Raw genomic sequence first — 24,999 nt, forward strand, 5'->3', positions numbered from 1 at the left:
ACGGGCACCGGGACGGTAGGTTTCCGGGTCGCCGTGGCCCGGGCGACGCCGACGAGTTCGGCCGCGTCACGGGTCGGCCAGCCCGCAGCTGTGATCTGCCGGTAGGCGCGCATTACGGCTTCGTGTGCGGTCGTTCGTCCCGCGAGCTCCTGGAAAGATCTTCCAACAGCTCTTGTGTTTTTCCCACAATTGTTAAGACGACCTCCGTTCTCGCCAGGCGCCGTTCCGTCGTCTCCAACTTGCGCCGCAACCGTGCGATCTCGGCCTGCTCCGGCGTCAACCGGCCAATCCTCTCCCCGGGCTTCTTCCCCGCCAACACACCGGCATCGCGGAGTTTTCGCCACTCTGTGATCTGCGAGGAATAGATCCCCTGCTCCCGCAGGTAGGCACCACCTCCGCTGTTCTGGATGGCGGCCTCATACGCGGCCAAATGATCAAGTTTCTGCGCCGGGGTAAACGACCTCCTNCTATGGCACTGTCATCAGTGGATTGAGCGGCGATTGGACGGTGACGGAGCTCTTCCCGGAGGCGGTGTGTCAGCGAGAGCTGCCGCACGCTGTGTCGCCGGTGAGCGGCCAGAACACGATGAGCGATCCCGTAGCTCCACGCTCTCCGCTCACGGTGTTCGATGGGGAGACGCTCGCGCCGCCGCCACAGGACCAAGAGGGTTTCGGAGAGGCAGTCGGCTGCGTCCTCGTGAGGTGACACGCGACGCGCAAAGTATCTGAGAAGCTCATCCGCAACCGTACGGATGAAAGCTTCAATGCACGCAGCGTCGGCCTGAGTGGTCACTTCCGCCGTGGACTCGTGACTCACCGATTTCCCCCGCGGAGGCGCGAGTCGCAACCTAGCTCACCGGATGAATCTTGCATGGTCTCCACATCGCCGTCGACTGCTGCGGCAGCGACAACCGTCAGCCGATCCTTGACGCCGCCACCGTCGTTGGCTACGAACGTCCGGAAATTGTCAAAGTTACCAAGCCAGGACGTGGCGAGGGCTTCATCTGCTTTGGCGGAGGACTTGTGCGCGGTCAGCCATTTTTCGGTCCACGCACACATCGCGAAGGTTTCGTACGTTTGTGTCATCAGACCTTCCTGCGCCCGGGCCTGGCCGCCAGCCTCAGCACTCATCCTCGCAAAGATGCGAGAGACATCCGCGATGGCCATTTCCTTTGGCGTTCCCTGCGGCAGCGTCAGATAATCAGGGTAGGCATCGACGACGACTTGGGGGGCATCCGCAGCCCCGAGAGCAATCCATTCCGTGTCGTCCACCTCAGTGCTCGTCGACGGATCACCGAACTCCCCGGTGCGAGCGAGCAACGAGGAAGTGATGACGACGGCCGGTACAGCCACGCCCACGCCGGCCAACGCGACGAGGCTGCCGATCACGACGCGGTGCCTCCGGGACAAGGCGCTGAAGCGCCGTCGACGTGTTGGCTCGACCAGGGCGCGCACTTCTGGGTCTTCAAACATCACGCTCAGTGCGTCTGTCGCGTCGTGGGCTTCCTCGGAGAGCCGAATCTGCCCTAACGCCCGGATGCGGGCCTCTACCGTGTCCATTGGATCGTCCATACCTATTCATGTCTGGTTCAGGCCCAAACGTGACAAATTCGTTTGCGCGTCCACCGGATCATGCCCGGTATCACCGGCCGCCCACGTGTCCTCTCTCCAAAAAAGTATGGGCGCATCCAGAATTGAACACGGCCACGGCACACGAGACCATCCCCGCAACTAGTTTCATACCCGTTCTAATCAATTCGCACCGGCCCCGGACACCACGACCCCGCCCGACCTGCTCTTCGCGGTCGGGATCGACGCCGGCGGGGCACCCGTGCAGGGGTACGTCCTCACCACGGACACGGCCGGCCCGAGCGGCCTGACCGGCGATGCGTTCATGTCTTGGCTGGCCGACTTCCATGCGGAGTATCCCAGCGGACAGCCCCTCCCGCTTTACAGCAGCAACGGCACCACCATTCTCGGCACGTTCCCCTTCTACCGCTAAGCCAGGAGATACGTCCATGAACCAACGTTTCACCGTTACCGGTCTGGCACTGGCCGTGATCCTTCTGAGCGGAGGTGCGCAGTCGCCTGCAACGCCTTCCCCAGCGACCACCGCGACAGTCGATACTGCCATCCCGCTTCCGCTGCCGACGGCGGATGTCGCCTCAGCGATCCAGTTGAAAATCATCGCGGATCAGCAACAGGCACAGCTGAGAGAGAATCTTCTGGACGCGGTTCCGGGCTTCACCTTTCCGGACGTCGCATTCGTCAGGTACACAACCCTCGAGAACTGGGCCGAAGTGACAGCCGAATGCATGAACGCGCTGGGCGTTGAGGCGGTGGCCTCCGCAGACGGCGGCCTGGGGGGCCACGTCAGCCCAGAGAACGCCGACGCGACCGCCCTGGCCACCTACACCTGCGGCACGCAGTACCCGAACGACCCCAAGTTCATGGTGCCGCTCAACGAATCCCAGGTCCGCTACATCTACGCCTACGACACAACCGAGCTTACGACCTGCCTCGAGGCGGCCGGCATCGAAGTCGACCCACCCGAAACACTCGAGAATTTCCTAGCCGAATACCCGCACGGCCCGGCATGGAGGGTCTCCGCCCACGTCGGTTCCAGTCCACTTGCCGCCAGGCAATGCCCACAAACACCGCCCCACCTCTACGACTAACGGCGCTCTTCGACAGGCACGGCAACGACGTGAAAGAGAACGCGGGGTCACCCTGAGACGAAATGCGAGCGGTGCGGATTGAAGATCCTCGATACCAACCGACGCCGCCACCGGGGGCACGGGCATAGATGAAGGGAACTGGCTCACCGTGGGCGGAATCTGGACGAACCTTCAAGCTCACAGCTGAAATCGTCCGCTTGCGGTCGCACATGACCTGAGTGGGTAACCCACGTTCCGCAGCGTCTCCGCTCCGATGATCACTTTCGGTGCCAGATCCCGGCTCGCCGCCGACATCAATGGGTAATCCTTCAACCGGTCACGCGTCATCCGAACGGGGTCAAGACCACACCGGCCCAAGGCGGAGCCGTGTTGGGCCGGCGGTAGGAGGCTTACAACCCCGAGGTAATGATGTGGCTGGGCGACCTTTGCGTGGGCCGCCCAGCCACAGGAGCTACGCGAGGATCAGTGAGACGTTGTCGAGCGCGAGCCGTTGTCCTCCCGCGGCCACACCGTGGGAGCAAACACGGATTACCGCACTTTCCGGGTGAACGATAAAACGAGTTCTTCGGATGAGGCGCCAAGGCTGATCGTTCGGTCACCCGATCCAATTACCCACTTCTGACCGACAGTGTCCCAGGCGGATACCTGCTGCCGGTCGACGTGGAGGGTTTGCGTCTTCGACTGACCGGCGGCCAGTTGGATGTGGTCGAACTGCACCAACTTCTGTGCGGACTGTTGGAACCCGCCAGTCACGATGCCATTGGCGTCATAAGTCGGCACGGCAAGATCTGGGGAAGCTCCGATGTACACCTGAGGTGAGTCTGCTCCGTCCTTCTTGCCTGTGTTCTTGACGTTGAACGTGACGTCAAGCCCGCCGTCCTCCGCGTTCTTCACGTGAAGACCGGAGTACCGGAACGTCGTGTAGGAGAGCCCGAAACCGAACGGGTAAAGCGGCTTATAGCCATTTACGTTCGCCGTCGGGTCGGTGTACCACCGGTAGCCCACATCGACTCCGTCTGTCCATTTGATTGAAGGTCTGGTCTCCGTTCCGGTCTGCGTCCCGGTGGTGCGCTCGAGGTTGCTGGAAAAGGGCGTGGAGTCGTCGTTCTTGGGGAACGTCATCGGGAGTTTGCCGGATGGGTTCACCAGCCCGTAGAGGAGGTTGGATGTTGCCTCGCCGCCCCGTTCGCCCGGGTACCACATCTCGAGGACAGCATCGACGTTATTGACCCAGGGCATCGCCACGGCGGTTCCGGAGTTGAGGACGACAACGGCTTTGTGGCCGGCCGCATGGGCTGCGCCACTCACGGTGTTGATGAGTTCCACCTGCGTCTTGTTGAGGTTCCGAAGGGCGGCCGACGTAGACGAGTTCGGTCCGGCACCCTGGTTGATCCCCGGGGTGGAGTCATCGACGAAAATGACAGTTTCATCGTTCGTCTTCGCCGCCAAGACTGCTTTGGCTGTGTTCTGTGCCAGGGGGGCCCAGGCGAAGCGGACCGTTGGTGCCGTGGGTGTTGTGACGGTCGGTTTGTAGGTGAAGCTGACCTTGTGCAGTCCGACCGATAGTTCCAGGCTCACACCCAGGTTCTGCTTGCCGAGGTACTGGCCATTGGACGCTCGCTCCCCGCCTGGGAATGCGTTCTGCAGGATGTTTCCTCCGGGGTTCACGATCGTCTGCACAGCATCATCAACGCTGAGGCTGAGCGGCTCCGGCGGAGCGTTGAACCTGGCCTCCTGCTGGATGCCGCCGTTATACGCCGACTTGTTGCCTGTGTCGATCCCGTATGGCCGCTGAAGAAGCAGCCCGTAGGTGTCGGCTGTGGTGACGTTCAGGTAACCGGTCCAGGTGTACTTGACGCCCTTGGCAAGGGTCGTCTGCTGGCCGTCAATGGTGCTATCCACGGTCGTGGAGCCGACGGTGCTCGTGCGGGTAAGGCCGGGCAGGGCGTTTGCGTCGTTCGTCGTTCTCAGGTTGGCGGTGGGGACGGTGTCCCCGATCCAGTCCACGCCCGGTGCGGAGGTGACGTTTGCCGAACCCACCTGCGCAGTGATGGCCTTGAGCGGGGTGTATTGGACCTGGTCGCCAAAGCCGCGAGCTCGTTCGCCGCCAGGGCTTGCGGGCAGGAGCGTCGAGGTGGGGCCGACGACAGCGACGGTTTTGTTCGTCGACAGGGGAAGAGCATCCTTGTCATTCTTCAGGAGAACGCCGCTTTCCTCGGCCAGCGCCAGAGCGACATTACCGCCACTCTGCTTGTCAACGCTCGTGCCGTTGTAGGTGGATGTGACATCGCCGTGCTGTGATACTCCCGATTGGTAGGCAGCGGGAATCTTGCTGTTGTCAAGCAGGCCGAAGCGCTCGTACTGGTACAGCATGCGCGCGACCGCATTGGCCGTCGCAGCGGCATATGGCGCACTGAACGATGATGAAGTCACGTCGATGAGTGGGACCAGCTTGGACGCCGACAGGAAGCTGGAGCGGAACTCATTGTCCATCCCAGCGAGGACGTCCGACGTAGCCTTGCTGGCGTTGTAGTCGGACGTGATGAAACCCTTGAGTTGGAACTGGTTCTTGACGATGTTGTTGAGAAGATTGGAGTTCGAGCAGGCGTACTGTGGTGCGCTTTGCTCGCCGACAATCTGGAAGATCGCGTAGGAGCACATCAGCGAGCTGACGCCGCCCTGCTGGATTGCGGACTGTGCTGGTGCGAGGTAAAGCTCGTGGGCTGCCTGTGATCCGACCAGCGACGGCGTGTCTCGATCTTGGCCGTTGTAGAACGACACGTGTTTGACCTGTGACATGAGACCGGTGCTCTGAATGCCGTTGATCTCGGCCGCGGAGAATTGGGAGGAGACGTACGCGTCTTCGCCGTTCGTGGTCAAATTCCTAGACCAGGAAGGGTAGCGCGCCATATCGACCTGGGGACCGTAAACGAGATCTACGCCCAGAGCCCTCCCCTGTTTTCCGACTTCTTCACCGAGGACGTTGTACGCATCGCGGTCGAAGGAAGAGGCGAGACCAAGTCGGGTGGGGAACGCTGTTCCGTCGGCGTAGACGTTGATGCCCAGGGCGTCAGCGTGCCGGATCGCGGGGACGCCAAGTCGGGGAACCCCGGCCAGGTAGCCAGCTTGGCCGTGGTTATCTGGATCGTCGCCATGCTCGATAACGGCAACCTCTTCGCCCGGGGTCATCTGGGAAAGAAGATATGAGACAGTCTTCGTGAATGGGGCATCCGAGGCGGTAGCCGGTGAGAGCCCGGGGGTGGTCGCCGGGGTTGGCTGCGCGGCGGCCGCGACCAGTGTTCCTGAGGCCATACTCAACACCAGTGCAATGCCGATACCCCCTGCGCACATGGACAGCGCGGTCTTTTCGACCCTCCTGTCACGTCGCCCTTTATTGCTGATCTGATTCACGGTTGTCCTCTCTGACACCATTACAGGATTGATCCAGCTCTCCCGAGTCGTCTCCGACCCGGAAGCAAGCATCCTCGGCGTCTTTTTGCTGCTTTGCGCAGAAGAATCACGAAAACCGAGGTTGGCGAAAGTCAAGCGCGAATCTTCATGTCAGTCAATGCCTGAAAGACTGTATTTCTACCTTTTTTTGGCCATTTATCGCAAAAAAGATTTTTTTAGTACCGCCATACTGCCTATGCTGATCAGGTGATCGATGTCAGAGCTGTCGCCCCGCGAGATAGGGCCCTTGAAGACCTCTACGACCGTATTCGGCTTGCCCCCGAGGGACTTTCTCGTTCAGAACTAGCCTCATCGGCGTCGATGTCCCCAAGCGGTGTCACGTTCCTGGTGCGTAGGCTTTTACGCGAAGGCCGTGTGGTGGAGGTCGACCCTCTCGCGAAAGGTAAGGGATCGGGGAGCGGTCGACCAGCTCTACGTCTGCTCCCGACTCCATTGTCGGGATGGGTAGCGGGTATCGATTTTGGACACAAGCACATTTCCGTGGCACTGGCTGATGGTTCTGGCGCGGAGATTGGGAGCGCCATGACGTTGCTGAATGTCGACATAAACGCGCAGGAGGCAATGAATGCGGCCTGCGAGCTTCTCGACCGGTTATGTAAAAAATACGAAGTCGGCGATCTTGTCACGATTGTCGCGGGTATCCCGGGCCCCGTGGACGCGCAACGCGGAGTGGTCCGATCCCCCACGGTTTTGTCGGGCTGGGTCGGGCTTGATCCGGCTGCGGAGCTGCAGCGGCGCTTGGGGCACAGCGTGAGGGTCGAAAATGATGCAGTCCTCGGCGCGATCGGAGAACATCGTCGCGGTGTGGCATCCGGGCATGATGACGTTCTTTACGTGAAAATTTCCGACGGCATCGGAGCGGCACTCATTCTGGGAGGCCGAATCTACAAAGGCTCAGCAGGATTAGCTGGTGAGATAGGACACAATCGTCTCGAAAACAACGCGGAGCTGTGTCGCTGCGGTAGCCGAGGGTGTCTTGAGGCAGTGGTTTCAGTCGACAGTGTCGTCGCGCAGCTAGCCCACAGTCATGAAGGCGTCACCATCGACCGAATCGACAGCCTCCCCTTCGCAGACGAAATCACGGACCGCATCTTCAGCGACGCCGGTCGAACTGTGGGTCAAGCCTTGTCCTCGCTGTGCAACCTGCTCAACCCCAGTCTCCTAGTGGTCGGCGGCACACTCGGAACGGCCAATCCTGCGCTTCTCACCGGCATCAGACTGGGTATCGATCAGTATGCGCAACCTGCAACAGCTCAAGGAATGACCGTTGCAGCGGCAGAACACGGAAGCCGAGCCGAACTCGTTGGAGCGCTTTATCTCGCTGCCCGCGCAACTTTTTGACGACCGGAAAAGCCGACCACGCGGCGCTTGTTTCGGCCGCGACTGCGAGGCGGACGACGGAAGAAGCCAGGGATGTGGACTATCTGCGCTTCGCACGGCCAGCGGGAAGTCATTCGGCAGTCTTCCTGGGGCAAACGACAACCCTTTCAGCGGCTATAGCGGGGGGACGTGATTATGCCGAGTTGGGGTGCGGACCGGCATGTTTGTGCAGCGGCAGCGTATTTGCTCAGCTCACCATCCACTCGACGGCGTCGCTGCTCAGGGCGGTGCCGTGGCGGCTCCGGTTTGAACGGCAAGGCTCAGCAACGTGTGGTCGCGACGACCAAGCCAGGTGTCGCGGTCGGGGACGGCGAGGATCGCCTCCACTTCTTCTTTGCTGAGGAACTCCACAATCCCGTGATCGAAGCGTTTCGGCGGGATCGCCAAAACCCGTGAGATCGAATCGGCGTGTTCGGGATGCTGCAAGGCGGCGAATCGAAACAGGGAATGGATCGCGGCCAGGCGCGCATTTCGGCGGCGTGTACTGTTGCCCCGCTCCGCTTCCAGATAACTCAAAACCGCCCCGATGGTTGGGGCGTCGAGGTCGGCAAAGTCCATGGCGCCAGTCGATGTCATCAACGCGCAACCCGGCTACTTCACTGCGGCGCAGCCTCAACCGCCAGAGGATCGCCAGGATCGCGCTGTCACGCAACCCGACGTCTCGGCTGCAGTCGCAGCCGGCCAGCATTCGGGCAAAATCCGATTCGGTCAGTTCACAACGCACCACGTGGCGGTGCCCGGCAACCCGGGGTAGTGCCTCGGCCAGCGACCGGGAAGTGACGCCGGTGATGTGGAGGAACCGCAGAAACGATGCCATCGCGGTCACCGCCTTCTTTGACCACCCCACACTGGAGCGTGCGCAGAACTGCGCAATATAAATGGTGACTTCCTTCGCCGACAAGTCCTCCAGCGGGGTGCCGCACGTGCGGCAGAAACTCTCCGCGATACGAACGTTGGCCGTTATCGAACTTTCCACCAGGCCACGCTCGGTGGCCAGATAGCGGCGAACCCCTCAAGGAGCTCCCTAACAGGATCCGGGCTGCTGCGGCGGATGGAATCCCTCGGCTTCCAACCAGTCCTCACCCCACTACCCACAAGCACGGAACGAGTGTTTACCTAGGAGGAGTGGCTAGTGGCCGAGGTCGACCGTAACGACGACACAATCTGGCGATGGGTGCTCCATCACTACCGGTTCGACCTCGCACGGCGCGAGCGTCGTAACGTCGTCGTCGCTGCCTACGACAGCGAGAGCGAGTTCCAGACCGAATTCGAACGGTACACGCAGATAATCCGCGACGAGATCGCCCGTGGGACGCGAAGCTCTCGCGAAAACCTCAGTGGGGTCACTCTGGAACCAGGTCATCTTTCGGCAGCTGCGCGGGGGCACAATGCCCGCCGCGCGATCGAGCACGGCGTGAGTCCGGAACGAGTGCTGACCACCGGGGCTCTGCCGCACAACATGGCCGTGCTCACTTTCACGAAAGATGATATGGCCCGGTCAGCCCGATGACGGCGAACGCCGAGGTAGGCATCGACGCCGAATCGCCGGTGAGAAGCGCGATCAGGTCCCACATACTCCGAGCTCGGGTGGCCGGCGAAACAACGGCGAGGTCGATGCCCGTGCGGGCCGGAAGCCCCACGCTAAACGCCGTGACGCAGGGGGTCGCCGTCGAGCCGATACGTGGTCCAGCCATCGAGCGGGCTAGCCCCGAGCGACTGGTAGAAGCCGATTGCCGGCTCGTTCCAGTCCAGGACGTCCCACTCGAGCCGGGCATAGCCGCGCTCTACACAGATCGCGGCCAGGCGGGCCAGCAATGCCTTGCCGTACCCACTTCCCCGGTACGCGGGCCGCACATAGAGGTCCTCGAGGTGAATTCCATGCACGCCCTCCCAGGTTGAGAACGTGAGATACCAGATCGCCACCCCGGCCAAGGTGCCCTCTTCCGCGCCATCGACGACGAGCGCAAAGACGGCCGGGCTCTCTCCGAAAAGTGCCGCCCGGAATCCGTCTTCGGTCGCCTCGACCACGTCTGGTTCCTTCTCGTACACGGCGAGTTCGAGAACGAGCCGAAGGATTTCGAGGATATCTGACGGTTCGGCGGGGCGCAGCAGGCTCATACACTGAGCGTACGTTCTTGCTGCCGTGTCACCGACCTTCGGCCAGGCAGGCGAGGCCCGGGCGACCGGAGGAGAGATATGACGGTACTCATTGCGGGATGCGGTGACCTCGGCACCGAGGTCGGTCTGCGCTTCGTGGAACTCGGGCACGACGTGGTGGGCCTGCGCCGCGACGCTTCCCGGCTACCCTCGGCCATCTCGGGGAGGTCGATCGACCTCAGCTTGGAGAAGCCGGTCGTGCCACTGGGCACCGAGATCGTCATCGTGGCGCTTGCCGCCGACAGCCTCACGCCGGAGTCGTACACGACGGCCTATGTCAACGGGCTGCGCAACCTCCTCGATGCCCTCGACGAGGCCCCGGTCACGCCGCGACGCGTGCTGCTGGTGTCATCAACGGCCGTCTACGACGTGAACGACGGCAGCTGGGTCGACGAGCTGACGCCGACGAATCCCCGACCGGGTACCGCGGCCGTCCTGCTGGCGTCAGAACGGATGCTGCACACACGCATTCCAGAGGCCGTCGTGCTCCGATTGGCCGGCATCTACGGACCAGGCAGAGAACGACTGATCACTCAGGTGCGCGCGGGACGCGCCACGGTGTCGGCGCTGTCACGTCACACGAACCGCATCCATCGTGACGATGCGTCAGCCGCGATCGTGCACCTGATGACGCGTGTGGAACCGCCGGCTCAGCTCTACATCGGTGTGGACAGCGCCCCGGTCGTCGGCATTGATGTGCTGAACTTTCTCGCCGGCGAGCTTGGTCTGCCGGTGCCGATCGTCGTGGAGACCAACAGTCGGCGCGGCGGCGACAAACGCCTCCGCAATCAGCGTCTGCTCGACACGGGATTCGGCTTCACCTACCCGAGCTATCGCGAGGGCTACCGCGCCATCCTCGAGAGCAGAGGGACACGCCATGAGTGATGAAACTCAGAGCCTGCTTGTGGGCGCCCGTCTTTTGACGGTTCCGTTCTGACGACGAACAGCCTAAAAAATAGGTGGATCTACCTATCTAGGAGTCACGCGGCGACGCCGGATTCAGATCCGCACGGACGGCGAGGCTCAGCGCGTGGGTGCCTCCTGGACGCAGCGGCTCGCCGTTTCTCCGCGGACGGGATCGCTGCGACCGGTATTGACACCATCACCGTGGACGCCGGTGTTGCCAAGATGAGCCTCTACAACAACTTCGATTCTAAAGCGGATCTCGTCGAGGCATATCTTCAAGCTCGCCAAGAAGACTGGTTAGGACTCTACGCCGATCGCGCGAAAGCGGTATCGGGGAGCAGAGCACTTATTGGCGCTGTTGTCGATGCGCACCTGGACCATACAGAACTGGCGTACGAGAACGGGTTCCGCGGCTGCGGCCAACTCAATGCGGCCGCCGAGCTTCCCGCCGGGCATGCTGGCCGGGCACTTGTTCGTTGCCACAAGGACGTGGTCGAGAACACCCTTCGCTCACATCTGGCTGCTCTTGACGCTGGCGACCGTATCAACAAGCTCACCCGACATCTCTCGTTTCTTCTGGAAGGCTCTATGGCGGGTCTCGCCGGCGATGGCCGCAAACTCAAGGTCGCCAAACAGCTCGCTCTCGAGCTGGGCGACGGATTGTGAAGCAGTCGTTCGGTTACCCCGAGTCGGTGACTCCCGCAGCAAGGCGCGCCTTCGATTCTGAGCTGGGTACCTGTCTTGGCCTGTTCGCTGGGCTCACCTACGCCCTGTATTCATGGGCCGCGCACCGCGTCATCGAGACCGGCGTTCCGGCACGTCCCGCGATGGGCTTGATTTTTGGCGTCGCCGGGGTGCTTCTAATGCCCGTCGCTTTAGCCACGGGTTTCCCCATTCTTTCCTCGTGGTCTACTGCATCCGTGGGGATTTACCTGGCCGTCATACCGATGTTCGCCGGCTACGTCCTCTTCGGAATGGGCCTCGCCCGGGTGCGCGCCAGCACAGCGATCGTCCTCACCCTCGTCGAGCCCGTCGTCGCGGCCCTGCTCGCCGTCGTAATCGTGGGGGAACGGCTCCCAACCCTGGGATGGGCGGGGGTAGGCCTTATCGTCAGCAGCTTGATAGTGCTCACTTTCCGATGGCCGCTGCGCAACGATCGGATCATTCGCTCCCGCCGGAACGATGACCGGCCCATCACGTATCTCGTGCATGAACGATAGGCATTCATGCCGACACCGCCGGTCGAAGGCGGGCCTGCATATCGCACTCCCGCCTTCTTGATCGTCGAGAAGGAGTTCACGGATCGCGCGTGCGTCAGCGGCTCGCGCGCTCCAGTCCGACGCGCGCGGAACGTATTGACTGGTAGTGCCGTGCCGCGCGGGCGCGGTTGCCGCAGGCAACAGAGCACCATTCCCGTCGTGGGTGTGTTTTCAAGAAGTAGAGCACGCAGCCTGGCGCGTAGCAAGCTCGCAGCTGGGAGCCGTTCGCGCCAAGTAGATGCTGGGCTTCATAGGCCACTTCGGCCAGGCCGGCACCCACCGGTGACGCTACGGAATCGGCCGCAAGTTCGAGACGACCGTCATTGAGCCGCAGCAGCGGGATCGTACGCTCGCTGGCCGTCGCGTTTACAATTCGGGCAGCATCATCCACGTGTGCCACGGTCGATGCTGCCTCGGAACGCTGATCGTCGGTGACGTGGGCTGCCAGTCTGCGCACCGCGTCTCGCAGATCCAGTGCACTCTGGAATTCCTCCTGCGTGGCCGTGACACCCTCAAGGTCGACGCCGACAGCATCCAGCCATGAGTCCACGTCCGACGGGGCCGCGAAGTCATCGTGCAGACCCTCCGTGTCCGCCCAGATAGTCGCCATCAATCGCACCGGTGTCGGTTCTTCCGCAAGGACCCAAGTGCGCTGTGACCCTCTCTTTTCCATAAAGCCAATCTATCACGGAAGAATCTACTTGCATGCGTTAGAACAATCGTGTTATAACTTCTAACGGAAGTACACAAGTTCATCCGTGAGACAAAATAGGAGACAGAAGCACATGACCGCCGCCGCCGCCACCACCACCCGCGCCACCCTTGCCCCCATCCAGCCTGAGACCGCCACAGGTGTGGCCAAGGAGTTGCTCGACCAGGTCCAGAAGGGACTGGGACTCGTTCCGAACATGACGAAGGTCATGGCCAACAGCCCCGCGCTGCTCAAGGGCTACCTCGCGCTTTCCTCTGCGGTCGCATCTGGCAGCCTTCCCGCGGCGGTGCGTGAGCGCCTTGCGATCTCCACCGCGCAGCTGAACGGATGTGAGTATTGCCTCTCCGCCCACACCTATATCGGCCGCAATATCGCCAAGGTGGATTCCACCGAGCTGGATTCCGCGCGCCGCGCCGAGTCGAGCGACCCTCATGTGGCCGCGCTGCTGAAGCTCTCCAACACGATCGCCGAGAACGCGGGCGACGTGGACGACGATGCGATCGCAGCGGCCCGCACCGCCGGCGTGACCGACCCCGAGATCGGCGAGCTGGTCGCCAACCTCGCGCTGAATATCCTGACCAACTACTTCAACGTGCTCGCCAATGTAGAGAACGACTGGCCCGTCGTCGGGCTGTAGGCCTCCACTGGAGCTTCACCGAGATGATGACGATTACAGGGACGCAGCAGCTCGCCGACGTGGGCTTCCATGCCGGCGAGCTTGCCGTGCAGCGCAAAGCCGGGGTCGAACAAGATGCGGCCCGGCTGTCCCGAATGCTCGAACCCGTCGCCCTGACGGGAGGCATCTCAAGATTCCTCAGCGACCGAACGTTCCTCGTCATCTCCGGGAGGGACGCCGCAGGACAGCTCTGGACGTCCCCTCTGGTCGGCCAACGCGGGTTCCTTGAGGTGCAGTCCGACACCACCGTCGCGATCCATGCCGTGATCCCCGCTGGAGACCCACTCCACGGGCTGCCCGCAGGCCAGAAGGTGGGAATGACAACGGTAGAATTCGCCACCCGGCGCCGGGTGCGCATCAACGGCATGCTCATCCTGAGTAGCGGCAATCTTTTTCTCATTGAGGTCGAGCAGGCCTACGGCAACTGCCCGAAGTACATTCATCAACGCCTTCTTGCAACCGCCAACTTCAACCGGGCCAACCGCGATCACATCCGACACGGGACCACACTCGGGCCGGAAGATCGCGAGCTCATCCGAGGCGCCGATACGTTCTTCCTCGGCACCGCGAACCCCGATCGGGGAGCCGACGCGTCCCACCGCGGCGGCCCACCCGGGGTCGTACGCGTCGACGAGCACGGGCTGTGGTGGCCCGACTACCCGGGCAACAATCTCTTCAACAGCTTCGGCAACCTCGCCCTGAATCCCGAAGCCGCCCTGTTGTTCTTCGATTTTGCCACCGGACGGACCCTGCACCTGTCCGGCACGACCGAGATTGAATGGGGAGAACCCGACCGGCCCGGAGACGACGGACACACCGGCCGAATTGCACGGTTCACCCTGCAGCGCCTCGTGGCTGGACATTTGTTCCCTGCTCGGGAGACTGCCCACAAGCCCTATCCGAGCAACCCCGCACTGACCGATTGACAAGGACACGTTTCGATGACCGAATCCCGCCCTCCGTTCCCGCCTTTCGACCTGAACACTGCGCTCCAGAAGGTACAGGCAGCCGAAGACGGTTGGAACAGCCGCGACCCCAAGAAGGTCGCCCTCGCATATACACCGGACTCGGTGTGGCGCAACCGCGACGTGCACGTCATCGGCCGTCCGGCCGTCATCGAGCTCCTCACCGCGAAATGGCAACGCGAGCACGACTATGCACTCCGCAAGGGACTGTGGGGCTTCCGCGAGAACCGCATCGCCGTCCGCTTCCAGTACGAATGGCACGATGACCGCGGCCAGTGGTGGCGCAGCTACGGCAACGAACTGTGGGAGTTCGAGTCCAACGGCCTGATGAGCCGCCGCGAGGCATCCATCAACGACCACCGGATCGCCGAGACCGAGCGTCGTATCTTCGGACCCCGTCCGCCATCCGAACTCGGTGTCGACTTCCCCGTCTGGTGACCGCCATGAACGGGGAGAAATCGTACGCCTCACTCACGCAAACGGACCTGGCGCTCGACTACGTAAAAGTCCGGCAGTGAGTCCGCGGGCGTCCAGGGCCCCGAGTATGTCGAGTGAACATGCGATGCTGGCCGTCGAGAAACGTGCTTACTCGGACTTCTCCAGTTGACCGTGCATCGTGGCCCACCAGCGGGCCAGGGCGTCGCGTTCGAGCAGCGACGCGACAATCCCCGACTCAACCATGTCCCGAGCAAGGGGAAGGTCGATGCAGGCCATCGAGGAGGTTCTTGAAACTGCCAGGCAAGGTGCCGGCGTATTCGGGCGTGCTGAACAACATGGCATCGGCGTGACTGATCTGCTCCCGCAGCTCGGCAACCGCGGCCGGGACAGGGTCGCGGTCGTCGTCCGGGTTGAATGAGGGCAATGCAGACAGGCCTTGATACAGAATTGCGGCAGAGCCCACCGGCGCTAGTTGGCGCACGGTTGCCAACGCGGCGTTGTTGGTCGATGATTTCCGAGTACTGCCCGAAACAAGCACGAGTCTCATGATTCATCCAATCTTCAGCACCGAGGACACAGCCTCGATTGCGCGACGGAGACGGATGCCAGCACAGTCACGAGTTGACTGATCCGGTGATCTCGAGCACGTTGAGCACCCACACCTTCGTCCCGGTGCGGGGGCGAGCCCCGCCGAAGGCCGAATCAACGGCCTTGTGGATGCGGTCGGCGAAAGCCCGGCTATAGTTCTGTTCGGAGTCCCAGACATCGATGTACCGCAATCCGCCGTCCTCCCATCGCTTGCAGAGGTGGAGCAATTTGCCCGCGAGCGGAACAGGGCCGAGGTGCTCCCTCACCCTTCGGTACTCATGCTGCGCGAGGTGGTCGAGTCGGCAATCTCGGGAAGGGACAACACCGTGGTTGCGGAGGCGCGGGATTATGTGCGGCGCATGCTCGCCGCCGCCGGGGCAGACGCCAAGATTCGCATCTATGCCGATGCCGTCGCGGCGCTGAGCCCCCGCACCGCACCTAGTTTGAAAGCCCTACGCGACACGGACCGATCCAGAGTGCGCGAGCCTCGACACCGAGATCTGTTCCAGCCGAGCTGCGAACATGCTCGAGCTCGCGGCAGACCTCAGAAATACTGGAGAGCTGCGACCCGAGCTCACGAACCAGTACGTGGCCGACATCGTCTGGGCCAACGCCGGATTCGAGCACTTCACGCTACTCGTCTCGGGACGTCACTGGACTCCCGAGCACTTCGGCGACTACCTGCAGCAACTGCGGACGCGAATGTTCCTGATCCGGACTGGTGACGCTGCATATTCCGCCGTGTCGACCGGTTTGTCACACAGTGCGAACGCATCCAGGTGGTCAATCAGCTCGACACGCTGAGACCCGAGGTCGTCGACGCCGCCCGAGGAACGCTCTTCCGAAACAATCTCCACTATTCCATTTCGAAATAGCGTCGCTGGCATTTCCGCGTTCAGCTGCCAGATGAGTTACGGCCCTCACCCTGAGGCATCCTGGGTTTCAAACGGCTGGTTTCGCCGAAGGAAGCTGTGGAGGCGGGCGTTGTTGTACCAGCTGACCAAATCGAAGACGATCCGTCCGACGTTCGGCAGCCCCCTTCAGTGCCGTTGCGCAAGGCAAGTCCTTGCCGATTGCTTCGTTCTCGGATAGCCCCACGACGGTCTCCGCGGCAGCGTTGGTTCACCCTTCGCTGACGAATCCGATCGCCGCGGTGAGGCTTTCGACGGCGACGGTCTGGGTGGCGCGGATGGAGTGGCTGTCAAGTCCGCGGGGTGTCTCCCAGAGCCTTGAGCTCGGCCAGGATCTCAAGCTGTTGGCGGTTGATCGTCATAAGCGCCTGAATTTCCTTCTCGGCTTTCAGATTCGTGTCGTAGTCGTGTTGCGCCATCACGCCGGCGATGGCATCCTGGCGCTTTGCGGCGATGAGCAGAATGGCGCCCTGTAGCCCGGCCAGCATCGAGAGGAAGAGGTTGAGCAGGATGTACGGATAGGGATCCCAGGCCTTGGACGCAAGAACCAAGGTATTGATGGCGGCCCAGATGATCATGAAGCCAATAAAGCCTCCGACGAAGGGCCAGCTTCCCATCCCGTTCCGCATGAGGTCGGCGGCCCGTTGGCCCCTGGTCAGCGAGTCCTTGTGCTTTTGGTGCCAGGTCTTGTTTTCATCAGTCATGGTTCAACCTAACCGACAGCAGTCCCGTGCGTCGTCACCCGAGGGTTATAAGACGTCTCGCTGGCCGATCCCGGCTATTGATATTTGCTGGGCTGGGGGCGTCTCGAAGCTATGTCGACCATCGGGAAAAGGAACGGGTTAGGGACTCGGTATCGAAGCGGCGCGCGGCTGGACTCGATCTCGGCGGGCGGCGCCGGTCGTTCACGGAACGTCAGATCAAGAGCGCCACGCAGTTGTTCGAAACTGGCCAACCTGCCACCCACGTCGCTCGGGATTTAGGGATGTCGCGGGCGACGTTGTATCCGTGGATCCGGGAGTTACTGCGTCCCGAAACTGCTGCTCCTCCCGGTGGTTTCAGATGATCACTCTCAAGCAGACGGTTTTAGGCGTACTCGGCGACTCGTCGGAAGGTTCCCGGCGGAAACGGGAAGAGATTGTGCCCACCGATCAATATCATGAGCCGCCTCAGGAACTTTCTCCTGAGGTACGCACCTTCTGAGGATGTGCGCGAGCCTCTCCGAAGAAGCCGAAGCGATCGGCTGGTATGAGCAACGCATAGCGGTTGCGGGTGGGCCCCTGCCGCGCCACGAGGACCCCAAGCCGGCGCCCGGTGAGCCATCCGAGCGCGGCCCCGACCGTCGCGACGCTCAGCAGCGTTCGCATGGTTCCGCCGACGCAGAGACAGCGGCCGCCACGAGAGAGCGCCCGCCGGTAGGCGAACACGGATCCGTTCGCGACGAGATCGAGAACGAGGTCGTATGGTCCGAGCCGGGTGAAGTCCGAGGTGTGATAGTCGACCACTTCGTCAGCGCCGAGCTGTCGCATGAAATCGCGCTTGCCCGTGTTATCGACCTCGGTCACGTGCGCCCCGGAGAGCGTGGCGAACTGGATGGCGAACGAGCCGGCACCGCCATCGGCCCCGTTGATCAGCACGCGCTGCCCGCGGATCACTCCGGCGGTTCCCTGAAGCGCGATCGAGCCCGACTAGGGCAGCGTCGAGGCCTGGGCGAACGTCGACTCCGCAGGCGTGTGCGCGAGAGCCGTTTCGGGCGCCACCGCGTACTCGGCGAAACCGCCCTTGAGCCCCAGATTGTCGCCATACACCTCATCGCCCAGGCGGAACCTAGTGGTGCCGGAGCCGACGGCTGCGACACGTCGGGCGATGTCGGAGCCGCGCACTCGTCGCGCCGGGGCGCGTAGCCCTCCGATCCGCGCATACATCGGAGATCCCCGGAGCCCCTCCAAGTCCGAGAGATTAACGGATGTGGCCGCGACTTCGACGAGCACCTGGTTCGCGCCCGGCGACGGCAACGGAACCTCCTCGACCCTCAGTACGTCGGGAGGGCCGTACCGGTCGTAGACGACGGCCCTCATGTTGATCGGCGGTCAAACGCTGGACGTGGAAAGCTGGACATGCGCGTCAGCGTAGGGCAGCACGGTGTTCTTCGACGTCGACGCGCCGGTGTCCGAACTGCTCTGGCGTGTGACATCGTCGCGGCAAAGCGAATGGAGTGATGTGATGCCGAGGCGCTCGGCGGGCCAGCCAATCCATGAGGTCCCCAGCCTGCTTTTTGCACCGGCCGGAAAAGGATTCCGTTACGTTGCGTGAGTTCGTCGACGACCACGGAATCGGCGGGCTGGGACTGAATACCTTGCGGTTGGACACGCGCTTCGATCTCCGGGAGACGCGGGGCCTGTCTGCGTCGCCTGGCCTCATTGACTGGCAGCACACAATGCAGGCCCGCACGCGAACCGGTGGTTTCGAAAGGAACTGCTGGGGGGGACATCTTCGTGACTGCCCCTGTAAAACTGGTTCCGAAGCGCAACCTTCCGGCAAAAGTCCCTCGATGAACATCGTCGGCAGGATTGCGCCGTGTCCTCGAACAGGGCCGTTTCTTCTCGACTATCGGAGGGAACCGTCCGCTCATGTTGACCACTGGCTTTCAAAAGCTCGAGATCACCTCAGGAGTACGCTCTTTGACAACCAGAGTTGACGAGAACATCGTCGTCGGCGCCACGCAAGAGAATAGGTGAAAGCCAGATTCTTGCATGGTCAACGTCTGCCAATCAGGTCGGGCAAGTAACCATTGCGGGGAAATTTCTCTCTGGGGACCAGTAAGAGACTAGGGGTGAGGATTGTTGACTAATCCCGCAGCAGGGCCTGGAGAGCGCCGACGCAGATACCGGAATGTCCTCTTCGCGGTCGTCGTCATCGGAGCGCTCCTAGGGTTCATCACTCCGAGCCCGATCCTCTACGCCATCACTCTAATCGGCACGATTGGGTACGTCGGGCTTCTTGAGCGACCTTCGACTCAAAGGTCAACTCCGAACCTGTTCGAGACGAAAGACGACGAGCGCGAATAGTCCTGGCTACGCGACCAGCACACACAGCCTGCCAGTAGGCTCCACCGGCCTGCGATCCGCTGGCTGGCCAGTGCTCCTCACCTATCAACACGATGAGCAAGCAGCTGTCAAATTTGTCGAGACGATTCAAACCGTAGGCGGTCTCGCGTCCTTCATCCGCGTAGACATGGCGAAAGAGCACTGCATAGCGGCGATATTCGAGGCCGCAGACAAACTCGGCACGTTAACGCCGTTCGTCGCTAACGCCGGAGTCGCAGCCTCACAGTCGAGAGTCGATGAGCTCACCGATTCACGCATCGTGGAAATGGACCGGCTACTCAGTCGGAAAGCACCGCACCGGTGTACGTCCGGCTGATCACGACGCTGTGCTCATCTGCCGTCCCCGTGACTGTCCCACGGCCTCGCAAGGTCTTGTAGGCGCCCGTCCCGTCGATGACCGCCCACGTCCCGCTGTCAACGAGTACCAGCGGGTCCTGCGTCAGGGTCACTTTGATGTCGGCGCGGAGCGTGAAGCTTCCCTGGGTCCCGTGGAAGACCTGGGTAACGTGAATGCTCACGAGCGTGGGTGCTCCCAGAGCGCCAAAGGCGAACCTTGTGTTCGCGAACGTCCCGGAGTCCGTGAACGCGCCTGTGGCCTCGAAGGTCCCGGGCACCGGCCCGGATGGTTTCGCCGTCGTAATCGTCACGGCCTGAGCCGTGGTCGCGGTCGCGGCCGCCACGGGTATGCCGGTGAGCGAGAGCGCGATCAGGTGACCAGTGCTGTGGCAATCGCCGCCACCCACGATGTCCTGCCGCGGAGCAGGGATCTGTCCATGATGCCTCCTTGGGCCTGCCCGGCCGTGGTGGATCATCGGTCACGCCATCATGCGCCCGTGGCGTTCTCAGGCAAATGGTTCGATCGGGGCTGCGCATGCGGGTGGGGCCCAGGAGCATTCAATTCGCGGGCAGGCCCGCCGCAGTTCTTCGACTTACCCCTGTCCTCTCGGTGGGTGGCTACCTCACGTCGGCCGGACTGGTTGTTCCTGTCGCAGGTGATCTAGCGAGCGTCCGTGAAGGCTAGGACCCGGACCAGGCTTACTGGCTCGAAGACGCTACACAAATCGCATCAACTAAACAGGCATGGGCCTACAACCGGGGAAGCGAGAACAGGGAGCGACCCACAAAGGACACAGCCCAATCATGCTCAACCGAAGCCTGTGGGCGATTACGCGGCAGAATCCCCGCCGCCTCACCGTGGTGTCACGCGTGGCCGCAAATGCCCTCCAAGCGCGCGTCGCCAGCATCCTCGGTGCCGCCGGGTCACCCTGAGGGCTGCGGTCCGGAGGGCAGCGACGGCCCTGACCCGATGACGCTCTACCACAACCGCCCGTGGCCTGATGGGATTCACACGCCCCGGAGGAGCCAGTCATTGTCGGGGTTCCTGCCGCCCTGCGGGTTCGACGCGTCCGAAGCTGGCGAGGACGTACTCTGGTCTTCCACTCTCACCCGAGCCGGCAAGGCTCGCCAGCGATCCAACGGGACTGCGACAATTGGCCCACGCTCGTTCACCTGAACGCTCTCGACCGAGTCCCCGATCATCTTGCCCATTTTCCGCGTGTCAACCCTCAAACGTCCAGCCAGGTCCATCATCTCTACCGCAGAGCGTACGCCCGCTGCGCAGCGGGCCTTCATGGTCAATAGGGTTCCCTTGAGGGCACCCGATCGGGTCGAAAAGTGCTTTCGATCGCGCTCTCGATGCTGCGGGAAGTACCGCCCGCTGATCGTCCGGTTTGCGGGCAGGAATTTCGACTGTGCAGATGATCGACGGCGACGGCGATGGGACCTTCGCCGAGAGTCAGCCAAGTGGATCCGGGGCGCTGATCTGCATCACCACTGTTCCGGATGTGCAGCCTCACCTTCGCGCCCAGAATTGACGATTCGAAGTCGGAAAAATCGTAGAGCCTCCAAAAAAGATTGATCATTCGCCCTACTCGGCTTTCGAGATCGAAATGCCAGAGCCACGCGGTCTTTGCATCTCGGGACAGACGAAGACCATACTGTTAGCGTTGGCGGCCGTGGGCCCGCATCTGGGTAATGATCTTTCTACCAAGGGCAGCCAAGCCCAGGAGGTCCTATGCCGCACCCACGGGGGAGTTCCCCCCTTTCCCGGGCGTACGCCGCGGCGTTTCGCCGCCACTTCTGGCAGCCGCCAAGAGCCCACGGCGATGTCATCGAGGGGCGCGAGGTCAGCTTCCTTGAACTCTTCTACGACCTGGTCTATGTCGTCGTCATAGCCCAGGCCGCCCACCATCTTGCGGGGCACATGACGTGGGCCGGGGTGGGCCAGTTCGCTGTCGTGTTCGGGCTGATTTGGTTCGCCTGGATCAACGGGGCCGTCTACCACGACCTGCACGGACGGGCCGATGCGCGGACACGGTTCTACGTCTTCGCCCAGATGGGCGTGCTCGTTCTGCTCGCGGTGTTCACTGGCCAAGCGACTTCGGGCGACGGCCCGGCGTTCGCCATCGTCTACAGCGCGTACCTGTTCCTCCTCGGCTGGCTCTGGTACTCGGTGCGGCGTCGTGACGACCCCGCATTGCGTCCTGTTACGACCCCTTACCTCGTCGGCGTCCTGGGCTCTGCCGCGATCGTCGGGGTTAGCGCCCTGGTGCCGAACGAGGCGCGCCTCGCGGTCTGGGCAATCCTCGTCGTCTTCTGGCTCGCCGGAATGTCGTTTCTCCAACGGCGGAACGGGACCTCCGGGGCCCCTCGCCTCAATCCGAGCGAGTCGATGATCGAGCGGTTCGACCTGTTCACCATAATCGTTCTGGGGGAGGTGGTCGTCGGTGTCGTCAACGGTATCGCGGATGCCAACCGCACGCCGATCGCTGTCGTCACCGGCATGTTGGGGCTAGGGATCGGGTTCGCATACTGGTGGACCTATTTCGACCTCGTGGGAGGTCGACGGGTAGCCGCCGATCGCGGAGCCCTGGCGCGGTGGCTCGTCGGCCACCTCCTGGTGACGATGACGATCGCCGCGACCGGCGGAGTGATGGTCAGCATGATCGAGCAGGCTTCGGGAGGCCACGCCCCGGGCCCCGGGGCCATGTCGCTGTCGCTGTCGGTGGCGGTCGGAGTTCTGGCCCTCATCCTGATCGCGACCTCACTCGCCGACTGGCGGGACCTCGCGCCGGTCTACCGCCCCGTGTCGGTAGCCCTCGGGGCCGCGGCCGTCGTCGCCCTCCTCATCGGCTGGCTTGCCCCGCAGCCGTGGCTGCATATCCTGCTGCTGACGCTTGTGCTCGGCGCCGTCTGGCTCTACAGCATCCTCACCTGGTTCTCCTTCACCCACCGAGAAGATTGACCGGTCGCGGATCCGCGTGCGGACCCTGCCCCGCGAGGGGTTCCCTATCGGGCGCGAGACCATGATGTCGCTGACGGTTGATCTCCAGTCGGTCGATGAGCTCCGCGACGCAGCCCGCCGTAGGTCCTTCAATTCCGGATGTTATCCGCCCTTATCGCCGGCCCGCCAATTCAGAACACATTCGGAATACAACGAGATCATGGCTTCAATAACATTCAACCCGGCGCAGCGACGCGTCGTACAATCATCGGATTTGTCCCGTCGTTCTGCTGCAGTTTTCGCTGCCGCTGAAGAAGCGGCCGTCCAAGTCACCCGTCGCGACGGCGAAACGCTGGTTCTCACCACGAAGCGTGAAGCGGCGGTCCATGAACAAATCCTCGAGGTTGCCGCGCAGCTAATCGCCGTATCGCTGGATGACCGTGGCACACTGGGGGATCGCCTCGCGCGACCGTTTCCCTGGATCATGCTGCTCAGCGTTCAGGATCAGAGAACCTGAGCCCAAGACATCATCGACACGGCCCTCGGCGCATTCGTCGTCAATCCGCCGGGTCGGATCCTCACGGAGATCAAAGCGTGGCAGTCACCGCAGAGGCCATTGATCTGGCTGGGACCAGGAAGCCCCGATTGGCTTCGTGAACCGGTGACTGTCAGGAAGCCCCGCATCAAGTGCCGTCGAAAAAGGGGCCCGTTCGACGGTCTCCCAGGCGAGTCCGGTGCGGCCAATGTTCGGCTTAGGTCATGCTGTCATTACGACCGCAATGTGCGCCGCGGTTCGGCCTGGTGAATTTCGAATACCGGGAATGCGGCCGCAACGGCTTCGAAGTCCGCGAGCGGGGCGTCTTTGTCGACCGGGATATGCGGCCGCCCTCCTGGTGCGCGCTGAAGGTAGTTTTTGATGATGGGCGCCCGGAGATTCACGTCGACCACGGTCAGAACGACGTCTCGACTTCTGCCCGCACTGATGACGACGTGACCGTCTGCGGCGAGCACGTTGCGCACCCAGCGGGCGCCCTGGCCGAGCATTGAGACGACGTAGCGTCGACCGTCGACTTTGGCAGTCACCAGGGGAAGGGAGAGTACGGTCCCGGACTTGGGGTTGACGGTATCAAGGCGAATCAGCCACCATCCCGTAAGGCCGGACGCCGCGAGGCGGGCCATCGTGCGATTGGCCCGCTTGGCTGCTGTTCCTGGTCTGCCGCCCAGGTACATCTCCCGGTGGCGTTCGTTGAATCCCATGACGTCCAGTATCCGCCCCGGCGACCAGGATGGTGTCGAGGACCGGTCCGTTCGTGTCGCGGGAGACTCAGGGGCGATGGCCGGGTCCCGGGCGACGGTTTCGCAGCGCATGCGCTGCCCAAGTCGGGTTGAAGGTGATTCTTGTTCTCTTTGGCATCGCGAATTCTGGGACCGGCAGGGGGGAGCCTCTTCAACAGCATTCCAGGGTGAGCAGCCCGATGGGGGCAACAACGGTAGCGGTTTGAGGTGGCCCCGGCTGTCCGGTTTTTCGCGTGAGCAAGTCACGCCCCCTTCGGAACAGGTACTCGCACTGGACAATCAGCAGGCCGTCCGCGGGTTCAGGCTCGGACGATTTCGGATTCTTCGGGGAGCCAGACGGCGCCGTCGGCGCGACGGAACGCCAGCGGTACCCCATTCGAGCGCGCCCAGTCCGTCGAATCGGAAACCTGCACATGCACGTGCGGCTGCGTGCTGTTGCCCGAATTACCGCACCGGCCGATGGCGTCGAGTGCGCTGACCTTGTCGCCGACACGCACCCGCACACTCTCGCTCTTGAGATGAGCCACAAGTACGAACGGGCCGCGGTCACTGACTGCGATCACAACGTGATTGCCGGCGAGGCCCGCAGCGCCTTCCCGTGCCCGTCTGGCCTGGCCCAACATGTAAGGCAAGAGAACCAGCTGGGAACGGCGCCCGGCATGGTCGGGCTCTTGATCATGGGCCGCTACCACTCTCCCGGTCACAGGCGAAAGGATCGGCACCCCGAAACCCAGAAATCGTTCCGGCGGTTCAGCAGCCACGGTGCTTCGCCAGGTGAATGGTGCCGAGCGACCACTCTCGTCGACATTGACGAAGTCGATTGCAGACGATGACCCAAATGCGGTCGTACCGTGGCTGGGCACACGACGCACCGGACTATTCTCAACCCGCCACCGGCCGCGAAACGGAAGTGCGAGAACCACCGGCTCCGTTCGCAATCCCGAATACATAGAACCAGTATGGTCGAGCGACCTCACGGTCGGTCACGTCGCCGACGGTCAGCCCCAAACCTCGCTGACGACGGCGGGGCCACACCTTCACCGACCCCCGACTCGCCGCCGCGATCGAGGACCGACTCACCTTCCGGGTTCCATCATCAACACTGGCACCCGGTCCTACCACCTCACAAGCATCCCAAACCAGATCCCGCTCAGCCAGAGCACCCTGGCCCCA

The 24,999-nt window shown here is 62.6% G+C and carries 28 protein-coding genes and 1 pseudogene; 14 read left to right on the top strand and 15 right to left on the bottom strand.

Going from position 1 to position 24,999, the window contains the following annotated elements:
• Positions 1–112 precede the first annotated feature (112 nt).
• The 3 genes and pseudogenes from E3O19_RS18250 to E3O19_RS05355 form a co-directional block, all read right to left on the bottom strand.
• On the bottom strand, positions 113–430 hold the full coding sequence (locus E3O19_RS18250) for a hypothetical protein (protein WP_241981213.1): 318 nt from the start codon (positions 428–430) through the stop codon (positions 113–115).
• A 140-nt stretch (positions 431–570) separates the two neighbouring features.
• A pseudogene (locus E3O19_RS18780) lies at positions 571–816 on the bottom strand (RNA polymerase sigma factor); the annotation flags it as partial.
• Entirely contained in the window at positions 813–1,559 is a 747-nt protein-coding gene (locus E3O19_RS05355) for a hypothetical protein (RefSeq protein ID WP_166804472.1), read from the bottom strand. The gene E3O19_RS05355 and the pseudogene E3O19_RS18780, both read right to left, overlap by 4 nt.
• A gap of 271 nt (positions 1,560–1,830) precedes the next feature.
• On the opposite strand from E3O19_RS05355, the gene E3O19_RS17695 reads away from it, so the two are divergent.
• Together E3O19_RS17695 and E3O19_RS05360 are read left to right on the top strand one after the other, a co-directional pair.
• Complete coding sequence (locus E3O19_RS17695) at positions 1,831–2,001, top strand: hypothetical protein (protein ID WP_166804473.1); 171 nt, start codon at positions 1,831–1,833, stop codon at positions 1,999–2,001.
• 16 nt (positions 2,002–2,017) lie between these two features.
• Positions 2,018–2,677: a hypothetical protein gene (locus E3O19_RS05360; protein WP_134565913.1), complete on the top strand. Its 660-nt coding sequence runs from the start codon at positions 2,018–2,020 to the stop codon at positions 2,675–2,677.
• A 528-nt stretch (positions 2,678–3,205) separates the two neighbouring features.
• Here E3O19_RS05360 and E3O19_RS05365 read toward each other — a convergent pair.
• Positions 3,206–5,989 (bottom strand): glycoside hydrolase family 3 protein, encoded by a 2,784-nt coding sequence (locus E3O19_RS05365; RefSeq protein ID WP_166804474.1) that lies wholly within the window; start codon positions 5,987–5,989, stop codon positions 3,206–3,208.
• Positions 5,990–6,448: 459 nt separating this feature from the next.
• On the opposite strand from E3O19_RS05365, the gene E3O19_RS05370 reads away from it, so the two are divergent.
• Complete coding sequence (locus tag E3O19_RS05370; protein WP_134565997.1) at positions 6,449–7,489, top strand: ROK family protein; 1,041 nt, start codon at positions 6,449–6,451, stop codon at positions 7,487–7,489.
• 258 nt (positions 7,490–7,747) lie between these two features.
• Here the strand turns inward: E3O19_RS05370 and E3O19_RS05375 are convergent, their stop codons facing one another.
• The gene (locus tag E3O19_RS05375) at positions 7,748–8,086 is read right to left on the bottom strand and encodes a hypothetical protein (RefSeq protein ID WP_174776899.1); all 339 of its coding nucleotides are present in this window, start codon (positions 8,084–8,086) and stop codon (positions 7,748–7,750) included.
• 574 nt (positions 8,087–8,660) lie between these two features.
• Here E3O19_RS05375 and E3O19_RS05380 point away from each other — a divergent pair.
• Entirely contained in the window at positions 8,661–9,038 is a 378-nt protein-coding gene (locus tag E3O19_RS05380; protein WP_134565917.1) for a hypothetical protein, read from the top strand.
• Positions 9,039–9,169: 131 nt separating this feature from the next.
• Here E3O19_RS05380 and E3O19_RS05385 read toward each other — a convergent pair whose 3' ends face one another.
• Positions 9,170–9,646 (bottom strand): GNAT family N-acetyltransferase, encoded by a 477-nt coding sequence (locus tag E3O19_RS05385; RefSeq protein ID WP_166804475.1) that lies wholly within the window; start codon positions 9,644–9,646, stop codon positions 9,170–9,172.
• A 78-nt stretch (positions 9,647–9,724) separates the two neighbouring features.
• Here E3O19_RS05385 and E3O19_RS05390 point away from each other — a divergent pair, with 78 nt between their 5' ends.
• The 3 genes from E3O19_RS05390 (at position 9,725) to E3O19_RS05400 (ending at position 11,811) form a co-directional block, all read left to right on the top strand.
• On the top strand, positions 9,725–10,570 hold the full coding sequence (locus E3O19_RS05390; RefSeq protein ID WP_134565919.1) for an NAD-dependent epimerase/dehydratase family protein: 846 nt from the start codon (positions 9,725–9,727) through the stop codon (positions 10,568–10,570).
• A gap of 156 nt (positions 10,571–10,726) precedes the next feature.
• Complete coding sequence (locus E3O19_RS05395; RefSeq protein WP_241981220.1) at positions 10,727–11,257, top strand: TetR/AcrR family transcriptional regulator; 531 nt, start codon at positions 10,727–10,729, stop codon at positions 11,255–11,257.
• Positions 11,254–11,811, top strand: a complete 558-nt coding sequence (locus tag E3O19_RS05400) for a DMT family transporter (RefSeq protein ID WP_241981214.1) — start codon at positions 11,254–11,256, stop codon at positions 11,809–11,811. The genes E3O19_RS05395 and E3O19_RS05400 overlap by 4 nt, the downstream gene beginning before the upstream one ends.
• A 94-nt stretch (positions 11,812–11,905) precedes the next feature.
• Here the strand turns inward: E3O19_RS05400 and E3O19_RS05405 are convergent, their stop codons facing one another.
• Positions 11,906–12,460, bottom strand: a complete 555-nt coding sequence (locus E3O19_RS05405) for a CGNR zinc finger domain-containing protein (protein WP_198413859.1) — start codon at positions 12,458–12,460, stop codon at positions 11,906–11,908.
• A gap of 175 nt (positions 12,461–12,635) precedes the next feature.
• Here E3O19_RS05405 and E3O19_RS05410 point away from each other — a divergent pair, with 175 nt between their 5' ends.
• From E3O19_RS05410 to E3O19_RS05420, 3 genes are read left to right on the top strand one after another with little or no spacing between them, the layout of a single operon-like run.
• Complete coding sequence (locus tag E3O19_RS05410) at positions 12,636–13,199, top strand: carboxymuconolactone decarboxylase family protein (protein ID WP_134565926.1); 564 nt, start codon at positions 12,636–12,638, stop codon at positions 13,197–13,199.
• A gap of 23 nt (positions 13,200–13,222) precedes the next feature.
• A complete protein-coding gene (locus E3O19_RS05415; RefSeq protein WP_241981215.1) occupies positions 13,223–14,164 on the top strand; it encodes a pyridoxamine 5'-phosphate oxidase family protein in 942 nt (313 codons plus the stop codon).
• Positions 14,165–14,179: 15 nt separating this feature from the next.
• Positions 14,180–14,641 (top strand): nuclear transport factor 2 family protein, encoded by a 462-nt coding sequence (locus tag E3O19_RS05420; protein WP_134565928.1) that lies wholly within the window; start codon positions 14,180–14,182, stop codon positions 14,639–14,641.
• Positions 14,642–14,876: 235 nt separating this feature from the next.
• On the opposite strand, the gene E3O19_RS05425 is transcribed toward E3O19_RS05420, so the two are convergent.
• The 3 genes from E3O19_RS05425 to E3O19_RS05430 form a co-directional block, all read right to left on the bottom strand.
• On the bottom strand, positions 14,877–15,188 hold the full coding sequence (locus tag E3O19_RS05425; protein WP_134565930.1) for an NADPH-dependent FMN reductase: 312 nt from the start codon (positions 15,186–15,188) through the stop codon (positions 14,877–14,879).
• Positions 15,189–15,255: 67 nt separating this feature from the next.
• Complete coding sequence (locus tag E3O19_RS17700) at positions 15,256–15,420, bottom strand: hypothetical protein (protein WP_166804476.1); 165 nt, start codon at positions 15,418–15,420, stop codon at positions 15,256–15,258.
• A 1,010-nt stretch (positions 15,421–16,430) separates the two neighbouring features.
• Entirely contained in the window at positions 16,431–16,844 is a 414-nt protein-coding gene (locus E3O19_RS05430; protein WP_134565932.1) for a DUF1003 domain-containing protein, read from the bottom strand.
• Positions 16,845–16,870: 26 nt separating this feature from the next.
• On the opposite strand from E3O19_RS05430, the gene E3O19_RS05435 reads away from it, so the two are divergent.
• Positions 16,871–17,206 carry a transposase gene (locus E3O19_RS05435; protein WP_134565934.1) on the top strand — a complete coding sequence of 112 codons (336 nt, stop codon included), beginning with the start codon at positions 16,871–16,873 and terminating at the stop codon, positions 17,204–17,206.
• Between the two features lie 103 nt (positions 17,207–17,309).
• On the opposite strand, the gene E3O19_RS18060 is transcribed toward E3O19_RS05435, so the two are convergent.
• Both E3O19_RS18060 and E3O19_RS18065 read right to left on the bottom strand, forming a co-directional pair.
• Positions 17,310–17,795 (bottom strand): zinc-binding dehydrogenase, encoded by a 486-nt coding sequence (locus E3O19_RS18060; protein WP_198413860.1) that lies wholly within the window; start codon positions 17,793–17,795, stop codon positions 17,310–17,312.
• Between the two features lie 33 nt (positions 17,796–17,828).
• A complete protein-coding gene (locus E3O19_RS18065) occupies positions 17,829–18,218 on the bottom strand; it encodes an alcohol dehydrogenase catalytic domain-containing protein (protein ID WP_198413861.1) in 390 nt (129 codons plus the stop codon).
• 922 nt (positions 18,219–19,140) lie between these two features.
• Here E3O19_RS18065 and E3O19_RS18785 point away from each other — a divergent pair.
• Complete coding sequence (locus E3O19_RS18785) at positions 19,141–19,563, top strand: SDR family NAD(P)-dependent oxidoreductase (protein ID WP_420898585.1); 423 nt, start codon at positions 19,141–19,143, stop codon at positions 19,561–19,563.
• Here the strand turns inward: E3O19_RS18785 and E3O19_RS05450 are convergent.
• Positions 19,526–20,059, bottom strand: coding sequence for a hypothetical protein (locus E3O19_RS05450; protein WP_134565937.1), 534 nt, complete (start codon positions 20,057–20,059; stop codon positions 19,526–19,528). The two genes, E3O19_RS18785 and E3O19_RS05450, sit on opposite strands and share 38 nt — an antisense overlap.
• Positions 20,060–21,321: 1,262 nt before the next feature.
• On the opposite strand from E3O19_RS05450, the gene E3O19_RS05455 reads away from it, so the two are divergent.
• Positions 21,322–22,551: a low temperature requirement protein A gene (locus E3O19_RS05455; protein WP_134565939.1), complete on the top strand. Its 1,230-nt coding sequence runs from the start codon at positions 21,322–21,324 to the stop codon at positions 22,549–22,551.
• Between the two features lie 199 nt (positions 22,552–22,750).
• Positions 22,751–23,047: a hypothetical protein gene (locus E3O19_RS05460; protein WP_134565941.1), complete on the top strand. Its 297-nt coding sequence runs from the start codon at positions 22,751–22,753 to the stop codon at positions 23,045–23,047.
• A gap of 251 nt (positions 23,048–23,298) precedes the next feature.
• On the opposite strand, the gene E3O19_RS05465 is transcribed toward E3O19_RS05460, so the two are convergent.
• Both E3O19_RS05465 and E3O19_RS05470 read right to left on the bottom strand, forming a co-directional pair.
• Positions 23,299–23,787, bottom strand: coding sequence for a nitroreductase family deazaflavin-dependent oxidoreductase (locus tag E3O19_RS05465; RefSeq protein WP_134565942.1), 489 nt, complete (start codon positions 23,785–23,787; stop codon positions 23,299–23,301).
• A gap of 338 nt (positions 23,788–24,125) precedes the next feature.
• Positions 24,126–24,698 (bottom strand): M23 family metallopeptidase, encoded by a 573-nt coding sequence (locus tag E3O19_RS05470; RefSeq protein ID WP_241981216.1) that lies wholly within the window; start codon positions 24,696–24,698, stop codon positions 24,126–24,128.
• Between the last annotated feature and the right edge of the window lie 301 nt (positions 24,699–24,999).

Source organism: Cryobacterium algoritolerans, from assembly GCF_004402785.1.
In the GTDB taxonomy this organism is placed as follows: domain Bacteria; phylum Actinomycetota; class Actinomycetes; order Actinomycetales; family Microbacteriaceae; genus Cryobacterium; species Cryobacterium algoritolerans.

What these genes read in the sequence shown, in the direction of transcription:
- E3O19_RS05385 (WP_166804475.1), bottom strand. Translation starts at nt 9,646, where the DNA reads ATGAGCCTGCTGCGCCCCGCCGAACCGTCAGATATCCTCGAAATCCTT.
- E3O19_RS05375 (WP_174776899.1), bottom strand. Translation starts at nt 8,086, where the DNA reads ATGGACTTTGCCGACCTCGACGCCCCAACCATCGGGGCGGTTTTGAGT.
- E3O19_RS05430 (WP_134565932.1), bottom strand. Translation starts at nt 16,844, where the DNA reads ATGACTGATGAAAACAAGACCTGGCACCAAAAGCACAAGGACTCGCTG.
- E3O19_RS05410 (WP_134565926.1), top strand. Translation starts at nt 12,636, where the DNA reads ATGACCGCCGCCGCCGCCACCACCACCCGCGCCACCCTTGCCCCCATC.
- E3O19_RS05370 (WP_134565997.1), top strand. Translation starts at nt 6,449, where the DNA reads ATGTCCCCAAGCGGTGTCACGTTCCTGGTGCGTAGGCTTTTACGCGAA.
- E3O19_RS05415 (WP_241981215.1), top strand. Translation starts at nt 13,223, where the DNA reads ATGATGACGATTACAGGGACGCAGCAGCTCGCCGACGTGGGCTTCCAT.
- E3O19_RS05425 (WP_134565930.1), bottom strand. Translation starts at nt 15,188, where the DNA reads ATGAGACTCGTGCTTGTTTCGGGCAGTACTCGGAAATCATCGACCAAC.
- E3O19_RS05365 (WP_166804474.1), bottom strand. Translation starts at nt 5,989, where the DNA reads ATGGCCTCAGGAACACTGGTCGCGGCCGCCGCGCAGCCAACCCCGGCG.
- E3O19_RS05465 (WP_134565942.1), bottom strand. Translation starts at nt 23,787, where the DNA reads ATGGGATTCAACGAACGCCACCGGGAGATGTACCTGGGCGGCAGACCA.
- E3O19_RS05420 (WP_134565928.1), top strand. Translation starts at nt 14,180, where the DNA reads ATGACCGAATCCCGCCCTCCGTTCCCGCCTTTCGACCTGAACACTGCG.
- E3O19_RS05390 (WP_134565919.1), top strand. Translation starts at nt 9,725, where the DNA reads ATGACGGTACTCATTGCGGGATGCGGTGACCTCGGCACCGAGGTCGGT.
- E3O19_RS18065 (WP_198413861.1), bottom strand. Translation starts at nt 18,218, where the DNA reads ATGAGGGCCGTCGTCTACGACCGGTACGGCCCTCCCGACGTACTGAGG.
- E3O19_RS05460 (WP_134565941.1), top strand. Translation starts at nt 22,751, where the DNA reads ATGGCTTCAATAACATTCAACCCGGCGCAGCGACGCGTCGTACAATCA.
- E3O19_RS05405 (WP_198413859.1), bottom strand. Translation starts at nt 12,460, where the DNA reads ATGGCGACTATCTGGGCGGACACGGAGGGTCTGCACGATGACTTCGCG.
- E3O19_RS05355 (WP_166804472.1), bottom strand. Translation starts at nt 1,559, where the DNA reads ATGGACACGGTAGAGGCCCGCATCCGGGCGTTAGGGCAGATTCGGCTC.
- E3O19_RS05450 (WP_134565937.1), bottom strand. Translation starts at nt 20,059, where the DNA reads ATGATCCACCACGGCCGGGCAGGCCCAAGGAGGCATCATGGACAGATC.
- E3O19_RS05360 (WP_134565913.1), top strand. Translation starts at nt 2,018, where the DNA reads ATGAACCAACGTTTCACCGTTACCGGTCTGGCACTGGCCGTGATCCTT.
- E3O19_RS05455 (WP_134565939.1), top strand. Translation starts at nt 21,322, where the DNA reads ATGCCGCACCCACGGGGGAGTTCCCCCCTTTCCCGGGCGTACGCCGCG.